The organism is Chryseobacterium sp. C2(2020), assembly GCF_014218915.1.
GTDB classification, from domain to species: domain Bacteria; phylum Bacteroidota; class Bacteroidia; order Flavobacteriales; family Weeksellaceae; genus Chryseobacterium; species Chryseobacterium mucoviscidosis.
The window spans coordinates 1-14013 of sequence record NZ_JACLCT010000002.1; the positions used below are offsets into that span (position 1 = coordinate 1).

Here is a 14013-nt window from a genome sequence, read left to right on the forward strand (position 1 = left end):
TATATGCGCCTATTGTTTTTATCCGGAAAAACCATCGGTAAATTTCCCGAACTGGATAAATGCATAGATGGCAAGGAAAACTAAATATAATTCAATATTTTAGCGTCGAGTTCACGTTAAATAAAAGTTGTTTTCCGTCAGCGCTGTATACTTTCTTATTATAGACTCTCGCATTCAGTTTTTTATCCACCCCCGTATCACTGGATTTTACCTTGTACATCAATGTTTCCTTACCATTCTTCATAATGTATACATCTGCATTTTTATAACTATTATCATACTTAAAAACAACAGCTTCATTGATTTTCATAATCATATCTGTGAATTTTTCTTCATTAGGGATCGACTGGGTTTCTGTGCCTGCGGGCATTTCGATAGGTTCTGATTTTGAAGCTGCTGCCGGTTTCTTTTTTTGTGCATTGACAGTAATCCCAAAGAATACCATTGCAGTTACAACTGAAATAAATTTGAAAATTTTCATGGAATATTTTTTTTGCAATGTTATGTAAAAATTTAGAATAAATGAACATTGGGTTGATAATAATTAAAGGGTACGGTTTTCCGTAATTTTTTTATGTTAAGAAATAATATATTTATAAAAATATCTTACCATGTGGGTTGCTCAGAATCAGAATTGGAATTATACACATACCGATTTGTCAAAATATTTTATAGAAAAGATAAAACAGAGAGTTGATCATCAAGAGATAATATCAAAAAAACACAGAACTACCAATGGATTTACGCTCATTTATGAAATCAGAGAAGTATCTAGACAATCAATAAAAAGAACAAAATCTATTAATAGATTGATCAGCTTACTAAAAGAAGCAAAATCACCCATTCTTTCTTCAAGTATTATAAATGATTACATTTTAAAAAAGTATTATCCAGACATTGTAGAATTTTATAAAAATTTGCAAGCTGAAAAATTAAAAGATGATAGTTCTAGGCTTTTCAATTTATATAATTACTCTATTATACAATGTAAACAAATTGATAAGGAGTATTTTCTAAATATTTATAAAGAACTTAAGTTGATTGATTTAAATTCTAGTCATTTTAAAAGAGAATCAGATAAAATTGATACATTAATTGATAGCTTAATACCTTACATATTAAATATAGGCTATTCCACAACTAGTGTTAGTAACATTGCTTACAAATATATAGCAAAACAAAATGGTGGAAAAAAAACACACTTAAGAATTACAAATTTTTTTAATGGAAAAAAACAGAATTATGTGTTTTTACTTATTTCTAAAAAAGATAGTTTTGAAATAGAGACAATAAAAAAATATTTGGATGAGAATAGTATTCCTTATAGATTAACTTCAAATGAAGAATTAAAGGATCGTTTCTATTCGGAAATAAAAATAGAGCAATACGAAGATGCACTTGAAATTAAAAGCAATACTTTAGATCCCCATAATTACATTAGAAATTTATATGAAATGTGTCTAAAGTTTTATGTTATTTCAAAAGATCGAATGGATCTTACACCTCTCAATGATTTTTTTGATCGGGTATATTGGAGGTTAAAAGGTGAATATAAATTTCAAATATCAAATTTCATACTAGATCCAATTAATGTATCTAAAAGAAAGAGTACTTTACTTGAAACCTTAAATAGAATTTCTGATTGTTACGGTTTAAATCACTCTGAAAATTCAAATCTTCCATATATACCTCAAATAAGTGATAGCCTATATTATTATAACCTTGCGCTAGGATCTAAATCGATTGAAAATTCCTTATCATTATTATGGACCTCATTAGAAACTTTATTGCCATATAGAATGAAAGAAAATGATATTTCTAGTATTCAACATTTTGTTTCAAAGTCATTATCTACAGGTTCCCCAGGAAGAGAATTAACCGCGTTTGCAATGAGATATTCAGAAGCCAATTGGAATAACGCCTATAATCTTGATACCTTAGGAATTCATACTAATATTTTAAATATAAACACTACAGGTCTAAAAGTATATTTTGACTTTTTATCTAAGGACTATGATCAATCAAATGATCCATACAATACTTTAAAAGCAAATTCAAATTTACTATGTAAAAAGTTCATCCAGCTTAATGAAAAATTTAATTCCGAAGAAAGTGTGAAATATTGGCTTAATAAAGTTGAATCTTCAAGCGAATCAATTGCTTACCAACTAGATCGAATATATCTGCATCGTAATCAAATTGTTCATAGCGGTAAATTTATTAGTGAATACTCTAATTTATGGAGTCATCTAGAATGGTATATAGGCAAGTTACTAGCTTACTGTGTGATTAAGTATTTATTTTTAGATGACAAAAGTAAATTTTCTAAAGAAAATATTTTTTACGAATTAGAAGCAAATTCTGAGAATATTATAAATATTTTAAAATTAAACTCTAATAAAAAAATTTCAGAGATGGATATTTATTTTAAAACAATCTTTAAGGAATCTTGGCAATTTTTTTAATGTATAAATATTTATTTCTGCACCCATATAAACTTACATAACGACTACCCCTTTTCTTAAAGTCTGAAAACTTTACGAATCGAGTTGTCTAAGGCGTGTCAAATTTATAATTTATTTTTACCATTAAGGAGTTAAGCCTCTTTTAGCTTAAAAAAGTTAAGAAAACCTGTAAAACTTTTATTTAGCAATATTTAAACAGGTACTTAAATTAATCGACAATGAAATCATTCAACATAAAAGAAATAATTGGAAATAAAGGTAAAATAGTATTTGATGACCTTAGTACAATAGATATATCGCTGAACATTGAAAATAATATTGACGATTTAAAAGAAGATTTGCTGCAAGTTGAATTGGCAAATGGCAATGTATTAGATGTTGGATGGTATCCTTCATCTGATATTGAAGGATATTTTAGCGTTTGTATAATAAAAAATTATGACTGGATGGAACCATTCTATCTAAAAAAATGTAATCAATGGAATGATTTAAATGAATTAATAAAAGAAGCAATAAGTTTTAACTTGGAAAACAGCTAAAAAACAGGCTGAAAGATGTCAATGAACAAGCGAAAACAATACCCTGCTTTGCAAAGTCTCCCGACTTTGTGCAATAATAATTTAAAACTCAAAAACAGATTTTACAAGCTCTACTTTTAAAACATACCCCTCGCCTCACCGCGAGGGTTTCCTATTCCAAAATTTAACATAATATCCTGACTACAAAATATTTACCCAAAAATAATGACCATTTCAAAATAAATTTTAAATTTGAAAGAATTTAAAAAAACACAAACATTTATGTCTTCAAGATCAGAAGTAGGGCACGCCAAAAATGTGGCGAACCTGCAAAAATTAATTCAGCAGATTTCCGTTTATCCCCTTTACAATCCGCCGGTTCCCGAGCTTACCATCGATAGTCTTCAGAACCTGTACACCACTGCCAATGCGAAACTTACGGAAGTCGAGGAAAAACGTAATGCCAACAAAAATGCCATTGCTCTTCGTCAGGACGCATTCAAAAACCTGAAAACAAACTGTACCCGAATTACCAACCGTTTAGAAATTCTCGGGTTATCACAGGGAACCTTAAATCAGGCAAAATCATTGAACCGCACCATACAGGGGGTAAAAAAGAAACCAGCCACAACACCCGAGGAAGGCAAAGAAGCACCCAAAATCATTTCCTCTTCCCGACAGTCTTACACCCAGCAAGCTGAAAACTTCGGCATTCTTGTACAGTTGCTCGAAACCATACCCTCCTATACACCGGATGAAGAAGAACTGAAACTATCAACCCTTAATACCTACAAACAATCATTGGTAGCCACCACTCAGTCAGTAGACCAGACCGAAGCAGAACTTAACCTCAAGTTCATCGAAAGAAACAGAATATTGTATGCAGAAGGAACCGGACTCTACGCCATCGTCCAGAACGTAAAAAAATATGTAAAAAGCCTTTACGGAGCCACCTCTCCCGAATACAGTAATGTAGCGGCAATTAAATTTTCGATGATAACAGAATAACATCCTTCTAAAAAACAGAGGATTAAAACCAGAAATCTTTCCGTAAAAGTTAACAACTAAAATAAAAACATCCTGACGAATATTCAGTCAGGATATTTTTTATATTTTGATCGCTGAAAGTTATATTGGAGCAACTGAAAATTAAATTCTTTCAACTGTAACCAATATTCTTACTCCTGAAAGTTATATTCGATCAACTGAAACTTATATTCTTCCAACTGTAAACAATATTCTTGTTCCTGAAAGTTATGTTCGATCAACTGAAACTTATATTCTTCCAACTGTAAACCATATTATTGCTCCTGAAAGTTATATTCGATCAACTGAAAGTTATATTCTTCCAACTGTAAACAATATTCTTACTCCTTAAAGTTATGTTCGATCACCTGAAACTTATATTCTTTCAACTCTAAACAATATTCTTTATTCCTTCAATTTAAACTTTAAAGTCAAATATATAATTCCTCCTTAAACTGCTCCTACGGAGCAATATCTGTGTAGAAAAACCCATCCATACAGCAACAGAACTCCGGAGGAATTCAATTTCGCCCCTCCGATATCATCACAACGCCATCTGAAACCTCATTTTCCCTATCTCCACCGACAAACCCCATAAAAAAACCACCGGAAATCCGGTGGTTTTCATATCTGTTAATATCAGAATAATCTTAAGCTTCAGATGAAGGATTATTATCTCCCGCAGGTTTTTCACCTTCCGGTCTTCTCTGTCCTTCCGGTCTGTTTGGTCTTTCAGATCTGTTGTTCTGTCCTTCCGGTCTTGGTCCCCTTTGCTCACCTTCTTTCTTCTCAGGTCTTGGAGGTCTTGGCAACAAAACTTTTCTGGAAAGCTTCATTTTCTTACGGTCATCATAACCCATAAATTTCACTTCCACTTCATCCCCTTCGTTATAAGGAACTTTGTCTAAACGAGCCCATTCGATCTCAGAAATATGAAGAAGACCTTCAGTACCTTTAGCAATCGCTACGAAAGCACCGAAATCCATTACCTTCACAACCTTACCTTTATAAACTTCCCCTACTACAGGAACAAAAGTAATCTCATTGATCTTCGCAATCGCTTCGTTGATTTTTTCTCTGCTGACACCGGAAATTTCGATTCTTCCGATTTCTCCAATTTCTTCAATTGCAATAACAGTATCTGTATCCTTCTGCATTTGCTGAATGATTTTTCCACCAGGTCCGATTACAGCACCGATGAAATCTTTAGGAATTTCCATCATTACCATTTTCGGAGCGTGAGGTTTCACATCTTCTCTTGGAGCAGCAATTGTTTCAGTAATTTTATTTAAGATATGGATTCTTCCGTCTTTAGCCTGTAAAAGCGCTTTCTCCATAATATCCATTGATAATCCCTGGATTTTGATATCCATCTGACAAGCTGTGATTCCGTCTGCAGTTCCTGTTACCTTAAAGTCCATATCACCTAAATGATCTTCGTCTCCTAAGATATCAGAAAGTACAGTGAATTTCCCTGATTTTACATCAGTTACCAACCCCATTGCAATACCAGAAACTGGTTTTGTAATCTGAATACCCGCATCCATCAATGCCAATGTTCCGGCACAAACTGTCGCCATTGAAGAAGAACCGTTTGATTCTAAAATATCAGAAACGATACGGATCGTATAAGGATTTTCTTCAGGGATCATATTTGCTAAAGCTCTCTGAGCAAGGTTTCCGTGACCAACCTCTCTTCTTGAAGTTCCTCTCAAAGGTCTAGCTTCACCCGTTGAGAACGGCGGGAAGTTATAATGTAAGAAGAATCTTTCGTCATAGTTTGCCATTACGCTGTCTACCATGTTCGCATCTTTTACCGAACCTAAAGTTACAGCCGTTAAAGATTGCGTTTCACCTCTTGTGAAAATTGCAGAACCGTGCGCTCCCGGTAAATAATCGATTTCGCTCCAGATCGGACGAATCGTTTCAGGATCACGACCATCAAGACGGATTTTATCATTCAAAATCATCTGACGCATCGCTTCTTTTTCCACATCGTGGTAATATACTTTTACGAAAGGAGTTACTCTTTCAAGCTCTTCCGCATCTTCTGCATACTGAGCAAGGAATTCTTCACGGATCGCCTTGAATTTTTCTCCTCTTTCTTCTTTGCCTGAAGGAGTTTTCGCTACTTCATATACTTTATCATAAGTTTCTTTCCAAACTTTTTCACGGATTTCCTCGTCATGAGTTTCGTGAGAATATTCTCTTTTCGGGAATGATTTTCCTACTTTTTCAGCTAATCTTTCCTGAGCTTCAACTTGTTTTTTAATTTCAGCGTGAGCGAAAGTGATTGCTTCCAACATTTCCTGCTCAGAGATTTCTTTCATTTCACCTTCCACCATTACGATAGAATCTTTAGTAGCTCCAACCATGATATCAAGGTCAGAATTCTTAAGATCTTCGAATTTAGGATTAATAGAAAGCTCACCGTCAATTCTTACCACGCGTACTTCAGACATCGGTCCGTTGAAAGGAATATCTGTAATGGCAATCGCTGCAGACGCCGCCAAACCTGCTAAATCATCAGGAATCGACTGTCCGTCATAAGAAATTAATGAAATCATTACCTGAACTTCCGCATGGAAATCTTCAGGGAACAAAGGTCTCAAAACTCTGTCTACCAAACGCATCGTAAGGATTTCCTGATCAGATGGTCTTGCTTCTCTTCTGAAAAAGTTTCCGGGGATTTTACCGCCTGCATAGAATTTTTCTCTGTAATCCACTGTTAAAGGTAAAAAATCTACACCAGGATTGGCTTCTTTGTTGGCTACAACAGTTGCTAAAAGCATTGTTCCGCCCATTTTTACGACTACAGATCCGTCAGCTTGCTTAGCTAATTTCCCTGTTTCAATTGTGATTTCTCTGCCGTCTGCAAGAGTAATCAGCTCTGTAATTGCTTGAGGTACACTCATAAATTGTTTTGTGTTGTACTCCGTATTGAGTACTTTAATTAATTATATTTCGTCTAAATTTTCGTTTGCAAAGATAATGTATTATAATGATTTTTTTAAATTTTTGCCTGTAAAATCTTACCTGTCTATCCCATAATTTCCATATATTCTGCACCGAAAATCACTTCTGATTACGAAAACAAAAAAGCAACCTCTTTCGAGATTGCTTTTTATGTGAAAATCTTTGTAGATTATTTTCTTAAACCTAATTCAGCAATAATTGCTCTGTATCTTGCGATATCCTTATTTTTAAGGTAATCTAATAAACTTTTTCTTTTACCTACCAGTTTCACCAAAGATCTTTCTGTGTTGTAATCTTTGTGATTGCTCTTTAAATGAGCAGAAAGGTGGTTGATTCTGAAAGTGAAAAGTGCAATTTGCCCTTCAGCAGTTCCTGTGTCCTGTGCAGATTTTCCGTGTTTTGCGAAAATTTCCTGCTTTTTTTCTGTTGTTAAGTACATTCCAATATTGTTTAATGATTATTATGTAACGGGTGCAAAAGTACGACTATTTTTTTATTCTGCCAACATTATTGATTTCATTTATTGATTTTGATAGAAAAAAATGTTAAAAATTTCTTAAAAAAATTATGCTACCCCACTAAAAGGCAGTAATTTTGCATACGAATTTAGTGATGAGAAAATTAATAACATTTACCACCTTTACTTTAGCTCTTTTTGCAGGTTTTTCTTTATTAAAAGCTCAGAAAAACCATGAAAACAAGATCAAAAAAGTTTTATATTTCAATCCTGAGGTAGAACCCGACCTTCAGGAAATTAAAGAACCTACCAATACGGCTTTCTTCAGCGCAGTTTCTGATAATTTAAGCGAAAGAAAAAAAAAAATGCTGAGAACGGAAACCCAGATTTCTTTTGACAGCATAGACAAGCAGACCGTTTGGGATTACTGTAAAAACAACGATGCCGATTTTGCCATTGTTCCGAAAGTAAAATATTTCAAAGTGGGAATCGGAAAATACGTTTTTTCCAATCAGGTCGTGGTAAGCATGAAACTATTTGATGCAGAAGGCAATCTGGTTACCGAGACGGATTATGACACGTATAAAAAGAACATGAGATTGCTTGGTTCTACTGTAAATTCTGTAAAAATAGGAACCAACGGAGCCATCAAAGGAATTTTAAAACAGCTAAAAAAAATTAAACCTTCTGCTGAATCCGGATTTTAATTTCCGGCAGTTAAAACTATTATGCAAATCATTGAATCTTATAAAATTAAATTCATACCTGTGTGAATAATTAAAAATATTTTATTAATTTAGTCTGAAACAATTCATTCAAACTATCTCAATTGAAATTTCTTAGCATTTGCAGTTTTTGCAGGTGCTTTTTTATTGAATTGTTTTTATTTAAATATATTCATCAGTAATCCAACGAATTAAAATCACTTAATTTTCATTTATAGGTGAATAATTAAAACCTTTTTTGTATTTTTAACTTACATTAAATCTAAATAATATGAAAAATTCAAACCTGAAAAAGCTCACCAGAAAAGAGCAGGAAAAGATCAACGGCGGAGGTCTTCAAAAATGTCATTACCATTTTGAATGTCCGGGAGGATCCTGCTGTCAAAATGTTTGTGTCTATTACAACTGTCCAGAAGTTTAACCCAAAAAGATTGTTGTGAAAAATCTAAAGAAACTAACGAGAAAGGAGCAGGAGAAAATTAATGGGGCTGCTTTGGTACAGTGCACGAAAAATTCGCATTGCTTCGGTGGATACTGCTGCAATTATGCGTGTTATATGTATGCATGCATTGAACCATAGTGTTTGAGAATGCATGCTGAATGGTAAAGTTCAGCAATGCCGTAAAAAAACAATAATCTATTACTTTTGAAATTTAATTTTTTCAAAGCATCCGCTTTTTTGCAGATGCTTTTTTTATTCTCAGAAATTTAAATAATCCTTAAATTTTGCAGTTCTTTGGGCAATTTTAAAAATTTGGGCTATTTTTGCACTACTCTTAAAAATTTGACGTTTTGAATTCTAAAGACGAACTTATCTTCAACCCTGCCGATATTGCCGAAACTCTTAGCGAACTTCACGCGGACGAGAGGCTTTTGGCATTCCTGAAAGTTCCGAAAGAATACAAAGCAGATGTTTTTTCGCATCTTGATCCCGATTTTCAGGAAGAAACCATCAGAAGCATCGGAAGTGATGAAGTTTCAGAAATCCTGAATGCGATGACGCCGGATGACAGAACGGCTCTTTTTGAGGATTTTCCGGATGAACTTATTAAGTATTCCATCAATCATCTTAATCCGCAGGAACGCAGAATCGCGCTTAAATTATTAGGTTACGATTCGGATTCTATTGCCCGTCTTATGACGCCTTATTACATCCAGATCCGTAAAGAATGGACGATTAAAAGATGTCTTCAGCAGATTAAAAAAGTGGGAAGTAAAGTAGAGACGATGAATTATCTCTACGTTGTGGACGAAAGAAACCGACTGATTGACGATATTGCTCTGGGAAGTCTTTTGTTGGCAGAAGAAGAAACTTTGGTTTCAGAAATTACGGATAATCATTTTGTTGCGATTACCACAACGACGACTAAAGAGGATGCGGTACAGTATTTCGAAAAGTATGACCGTGCTGCGCTTCCTATTATTACAGAAGCGGGAGTTTTGGTAGGAATTGTAACGATTGATGACATTCTCGACCAGATTGAGCAGCAGAATACGGAAGACATCCAGAAATTCGGGGGACTGGAAGCTTTAGACGTTCCTTATACGCAGACTTCTCTTATCGAAATGGTAAAAAAGAGAGGAATGTGGCTGATTATTTTATTTTTCTCTGAAATGCTTACGGCTTCGGCGATGGGCTATTTTGAAGATGAAATTCAGAAAGCGGTTGTTCTCGCACTTTTTGTTCCTTTGATTATTTCCAGCGGAGGAAATTCCGGTTCACAGGCTGCAACTCTGATTATCAGAGCGATGGCACTTCAGGAAATCACTCTGAAAGACTGGTGGTACGTGATGAGAAAAGAAATTTTCACAGGTTTATCATTGGGCGGTATTTTAGGAATCATCGGTTTCCTGAGAATTATGATCTGGCATAAAGCAGGTTTTTTCGACTATGGAATTCACTGGGCTTTTGTTGGATTAAGTGTAGGGGTTTCTCTGGTGATGATCGTTCTTTGGGGAACACTTTCGGGTTCTATGGTTCCTTTTATTCTTAAAAAATTAAAACTCGATCCGGCAACTTCTTCAGCTCCTTTTGTGGCAACCTTGGTAGATGTAACGGGATTAATCATTTATTTTTCGGTCGCAGGACTTTTCTTAACGGGTAAACTTTTGTAATTTTAGGCGACATCTAAAATTATACAATGAAGGTAGTTTCTTTGGTTCCCTCAATTACGGAGGCTTTATTTGATTTAGGTTTAACGGAAAAAGAAGTCGTAGGAAGAACAAAATTCTGTATTCATCCTGCTGAAAAAGTAAAAAATGTAGCGGTTATCGGCGGTACAAAAAATATCAATATTGAAAAAATAAAAGCTTTGCAGCCTGATCTTATTTTAGCAAACAAGGAAGAAAATGTAAAAGAACAGGTGGAAGCTTTAATGCATGGCTTCAAGGTAATCGTCACCAATGTTGAAAATATTGAGGACAATTATTATATGCTTAAAAATTTAGGCAAAATATTTCATCGTGAAGAAAAAGCACAGCTTTTTAATCTTAAAATCTATGATGTTCTCAACCATTCAAAAATTGAATACCCCATAAAAGTTGCCTACTTAATTTGGAATAATCCTTATATGACGATAGGTTCCGATACTTTTATTCATAAAATTCTGGGTGAGATCGGTTTTGAAAATATTTTTAAAGATCGGAAACGTTATCCTGTTATTCAGACGGAAGATCTTGCGGAAGCAGAACTCATAATGCTTTCTTCCGAACCTTTTCCTTTTAAAGAGAAACATATTAAGGAACTAAAGAAGTTTTATCCTGGTAAAAAAATAATGATTGTAGACGGAGAGGCTTTTTCCTGGTACGGAACGCACATTGCGAAGTGTGAAAATTATTTTAAGGAACTTATTTCTGATCTTAAACACGAATTTCACTAATTTTTTCACGAATTGGCACTCATTCTTTTTTTATAGATTTTCTAAGTTTTGGTTAAAGCCGATTTATTCATTTGTTTATGAAAACGGACTACAGTCCATTTCTATTGATACCATTTCGAAAGGAAATTTTGATCTATCCTATCATACAAAAGACTCCGGCTCTTCGAGCCGGAGTCTTATATTTTACACACTTTAAAAGCGAGAGTTTTTACAAAATTTTAGAAACTTCGTTACACAGCCATTCCAATAATTCTCTGTCTTCTTCTGTAAAAGGATCAATCGTATGAGAATCGATATCAATCTGACCGATATTCTGTCCGTCTTTGAAGATCGGAACCACGATTTCTGCTTTAGTATCGATAGAACAGCTTAAATAATTACTTTCTTCATGTACATCGGGAACAACAAACGTTTCATTGGAAACGGCAACCTGACCGCAGATTCCTTTACCGTAAGGAATGATGGTGTGATCCGTAGGAGCTCCAACGTAAGGTCCCAGTTTCAACTCATCTTTATCTCCGTTTTTGAAATAAAAACCCGTCCAGTTGAAATAGGATATTTCCTGATCCAAAAGGTGGCACACTTTCTGAAGTTTCTCTTCTGTATTATGTTTCGGACTTTCAAGAATAGACGAAAGTCGTTTTTTTAATTCTGACATTTTTTTACTGTTTTAAGAAAATTGTTTTAAGGAAAGTTCTTCTTTGTAGCCGAACATTCCACGCTCTTTTATCATCTCTGCCACTCCTTCCGGAAGCTGATTTTCCCATCCTTTCATATTGCATCCGATTTTCTTCAGGATATCTCTGGAATAAATTTCCAAAAATTCCGGATTATAATTGGTAATATCTACAATACGGTTGTTATGCTTGAAATATTTGTAAAGTTCCTTAAGGTTTTCTTCCACTTTAAGGTTATCGGAATCCAGTAATTCGTGAGTTTCCGGATCTTTATATGGATACAGATACACTCTCATCCCGTTTCTGAAAAATTTCCCGAAAGCTTCCAGAATTCCTCCTGATAAATTTTTATAATATTTTTCGTCGAATACCATCAATAGATTATTCACGCCCATTGCAACGCCGATTTCTCCGCTTGTGTAAGACGCAAAATAATCAATCAGTCGGTAATATTCAGAATAATTAGATACGATTACGGTATATCCTAATTTGCCGAGAACATCTACTCTGTCGAGAAAATCTCTTTCATTGATGTCTCCGTCGGCGCGAAGGTTTGAAATGGTAATTTCTATTAAAACTTCGGTTTCATCCTCAGTGCAGGTTACTTCTTTCATGAACATATTGAGTCCATTCTGAAGCATATCAATGTTCACTTTCGTTACTGGTCTGAAACTTCCTCTTACCGCAAAAATATTTTTTTTATACAAAATATCTGCAGGAAGCATATTATTTCCTTCAGAATTGAAAATTACCGCATCGGTCATTCCGTTTTTAACCAACTGTAAAGACATCAGTCTGTTATCCACATACGCAAAAGCAGGTCCGCTGAAATCGATCATATCAATTTCAAGATTGTCTTTTGCAACGTCGTCGTATAAAGATTCAATTAAATTTCGTGGATTGTCGTAGTAATGAAAGGCTCCGAAAATAAGATTTACCCCAAGATTTCCAAGGGTTTCCTGCTGCAATGTAGCATCATTTTCCTTGAATTTTACGTGAATAACGATTTCATTGTAATCTTCGTTCTCCTTTACCTGAAAACGGATTCCTACCCAACCGTGACCTTTAACTGTTTTATCGAAATTAATGGTGGTAACAGTATTAGCGTAAGAAAAATATTTTCTGTTGGGGTTACTCTCTCTGGAAATTCTTTCTTCGATAAGGGCTACTTCATAGCGAAGCATTTTTCGAAGTCTGTTTTGGGTAACGTATCTGTTTTTTACCTCTTTTCCGTAGATGGCATCACTAAAATCTTTGTCGTAAGCCGACATCGCCTTAGCAATTGTACCGGAAGCTCCCCCTGCTCTAAAAAAGTGTCGGACTGTCTCCTGCCCTGCTCCAATTTCTGCGAAAGTACCATAAATAGTAGGATCTAGATTAATTGTTAATGCTTTTTGTTTAGGAGTTAGTTTCTGATACATTAGGACATTAAATTTTTCGTAAATTTACCAAAATTAAACCAACCTCAAAAGAAAATGAAGTTGAAATTTTTAGGAACGGGAACTTCGCAGGGTGTTCCTGTGATTGGCTGCAGTTGTGAAGTGTGTACTTCAGGTAATCCCAAAGACAGTCGTCTTCGGTCTTCTGTGATGATAACGACCGATGAAGACCAAAAAATCCTTATCGACTGCGGACCCGATTTCAGGCAGCAAATGCTTACCAATCAGGAAGATCGTGTAGATATTACATTGCTTACTCACGAACATAATGATCATGTTATCGGTCTTGATGATATGCGTCCTCTTATTTTCAAAACCGGAAAAGATATTCCTTTGTACTGTTCTTCAAGAGTTGCCGACGAAGTTAAAAACCGTTTTCCTTATGCGTTTGCGGACGAAAAATATCCCGGAGCTCCGGCTTTTGAACTTCATGAAATTGAAAATAAACCATTCAGAGTTGTAGATACAGAAATTACCCCGATTGAAGTCATTCATTTTAAAATTCCCGTTTTCGGTTATAAATTTAAAAAACTGGCTTATATAACGGATGCCGGATTTATTTCTGAAACGGAAAAAGAAAAATTAAAAAATCTCGATGTCTTGATTTTAAACTGCATCCGGAAGTCTGATCCTCATCCTGCTCATTTTATTTTACCTGATGTTATTAAGTTATTTGAAGAACTGAAACCCGAAAAATTATTTTTAACCCACATCAGTCATCATCTGGGATTGCATGACGTTGAAGATAAACTACTTCCATCCGGAATGCACCTTGCCTACGATGGTTTGGAGATTATTTTTTAAAATTTTTCTTTAAAAAACTTTGGAGAATAAAGAAAAGTTTCTATATT

Annotated in this window: 13 protein-coding genes; 8 read left to right on the forward strand and 5 right to left on the reverse strand. The window is 34.5% G+C overall.

Translation table 11 applies throughout. The annotated features are described in order from the left end of the window. Window positions 1-91 precede the first annotated feature (91 nt). Window positions 92-481: a hypothetical protein gene (locus tag H6W52_RS01290; RefSeq protein ID WP_185216382.1), complete on the reverse strand. Its 390-nt coding sequence runs from the start codon at window positions 479-481 to the stop codon at window positions 92-94. Window positions 482-611: 130 nt separating this feature from the next. On the opposite strand from H6W52_RS01290, the gene H6W52_RS01295 reads away from it, so the two are divergent. The 3 genes from H6W52_RS01295 to H6W52_RS01305 all read left to right on the forward strand — a co-directional run bounded on the left by H6W52_RS01295 (window position 612) and on the right by H6W52_RS01305 (window position 3991). Beyond that, the gene (locus tag H6W52_RS01295; protein ID WP_185216384.1) at window positions 612-2465 is read left to right on the forward strand and encodes a hypothetical protein; all 1854 of its coding nucleotides are present in this window, start codon (window positions 612-614) and stop codon (window positions 2463-2465) included. 218 nt (window positions 2466-2683) lie between these two features. Beyond that, a complete protein-coding gene (locus H6W52_RS01300; RefSeq protein ID WP_116096282.1) occupies window positions 2684-3004 on the forward strand; it encodes a hypothetical protein in 321 nt (106 codons plus the stop codon). A gap of 261 nt (window positions 3005-3265) precedes the next feature. Continuing rightward, window positions 3266-3991, forward strand: a complete 726-nt coding sequence (locus H6W52_RS01305) for a hypothetical protein (protein WP_116096280.1) — start codon at window positions 3266-3268, stop codon at window positions 3989-3991. A gap of 668 nt (window positions 3992-4659) precedes the next feature. On the opposite strand, the gene H6W52_RS01310 is transcribed toward H6W52_RS01305, so the two are convergent. Beyond that, window positions 4660-6924 carry a polyribonucleotide nucleotidyltransferase gene (locus H6W52_RS01310; protein WP_076395423.1) on the reverse strand — a complete coding sequence of 755 codons (2265 nt, stop codon included), beginning with the start codon at window positions 6922-6924 and terminating at the stop codon, window positions 4660-4662. Window positions 6925-7154: 230 nt separating this feature from the next. After that, window positions 7155-7424 carry a 30S ribosomal protein S15 gene (rpsO, locus tag H6W52_RS01315; RefSeq protein ID WP_076395421.1) on the reverse strand — a complete coding sequence of 90 codons (270 nt, stop codon included), beginning with the start codon at window positions 7422-7424 and terminating at the stop codon, window positions 7155-7157. Window positions 7425-7597: 173 nt separating this feature from the next. Here rpsO and H6W52_RS01320 point away from each other — a divergent pair, with 173 nt between their 5' ends. The 4 genes from H6W52_RS01320 to H6W52_RS01335 all read left to right on the forward strand — a co-directional run bounded on the left by H6W52_RS01320 (window position 7598) and on the right by H6W52_RS01335 (window position 11046). After that, window positions 7598-8149: a pyruvate decarboxylase gene (locus H6W52_RS01320; RefSeq protein WP_116096278.1), complete on the forward strand. Its 552-nt coding sequence runs from the start codon at window positions 7598-7600 to the stop codon at window positions 8147-8149. Between the two features lie 289 nt (window positions 8150-8438). After that, on the forward strand, window positions 8439-8588 hold the full coding sequence (locus H6W52_RS01325) for a hypothetical protein (RefSeq protein ID WP_157967233.1): 150 nt from the start codon (window positions 8439-8441) through the stop codon (window positions 8586-8588). 371 nt (window positions 8589-8959) lie between these two features. Next, window positions 8960-10282 (forward strand): magnesium transporter, encoded by a 1323-nt coding sequence (mgtE, locus tag H6W52_RS01330; protein ID WP_076395417.1) that lies wholly within the window; start codon window positions 8960-8962, stop codon window positions 10280-10282. A 26-nt stretch (window positions 10283-10308) separates the two neighbouring features. Then, a complete protein-coding gene (locus H6W52_RS01335; RefSeq protein ID WP_116096276.1) occupies window positions 10309-11046 on the forward strand; it encodes an ABC transporter substrate-binding protein in 738 nt (245 codons plus the stop codon). Between the two features lie 208 nt (window positions 11047-11254). Here the strand turns inward: H6W52_RS01335 and H6W52_RS01340 are convergent, their stop codons facing one another. Then, window positions 11255-11704 carry a GAF domain-containing protein gene (locus tag H6W52_RS01340; protein ID WP_087711498.1) on the reverse strand — a complete coding sequence of 150 codons (450 nt, stop codon included), beginning with the start codon at window positions 11702-11704 and terminating at the stop codon, window positions 11255-11257. Window positions 11705-11716: 12 nt separating this feature from the next. After that, window positions 11717-13144, reverse strand: a complete 1428-nt coding sequence (locus H6W52_RS01345; RefSeq protein ID WP_087711500.1) for a nicotinate-nucleotide adenylyltransferase — start codon at window positions 13142-13144, stop codon at window positions 11717-11719. Window positions 13145-13198: 54 nt separating this feature from the next. On the opposite strand from H6W52_RS01345, the gene H6W52_RS01350 reads away from it, so the two are divergent. Continuing rightward, on the forward strand, window positions 13199-13966 hold the full coding sequence (locus tag H6W52_RS01350; protein ID WP_185216386.1) for an MBL fold metallo-hydrolase: 768 nt from the start codon (window positions 13199-13201) through the stop codon (window positions 13964-13966). Window positions 13967-14013 lie beyond the last annotated feature (47 nt).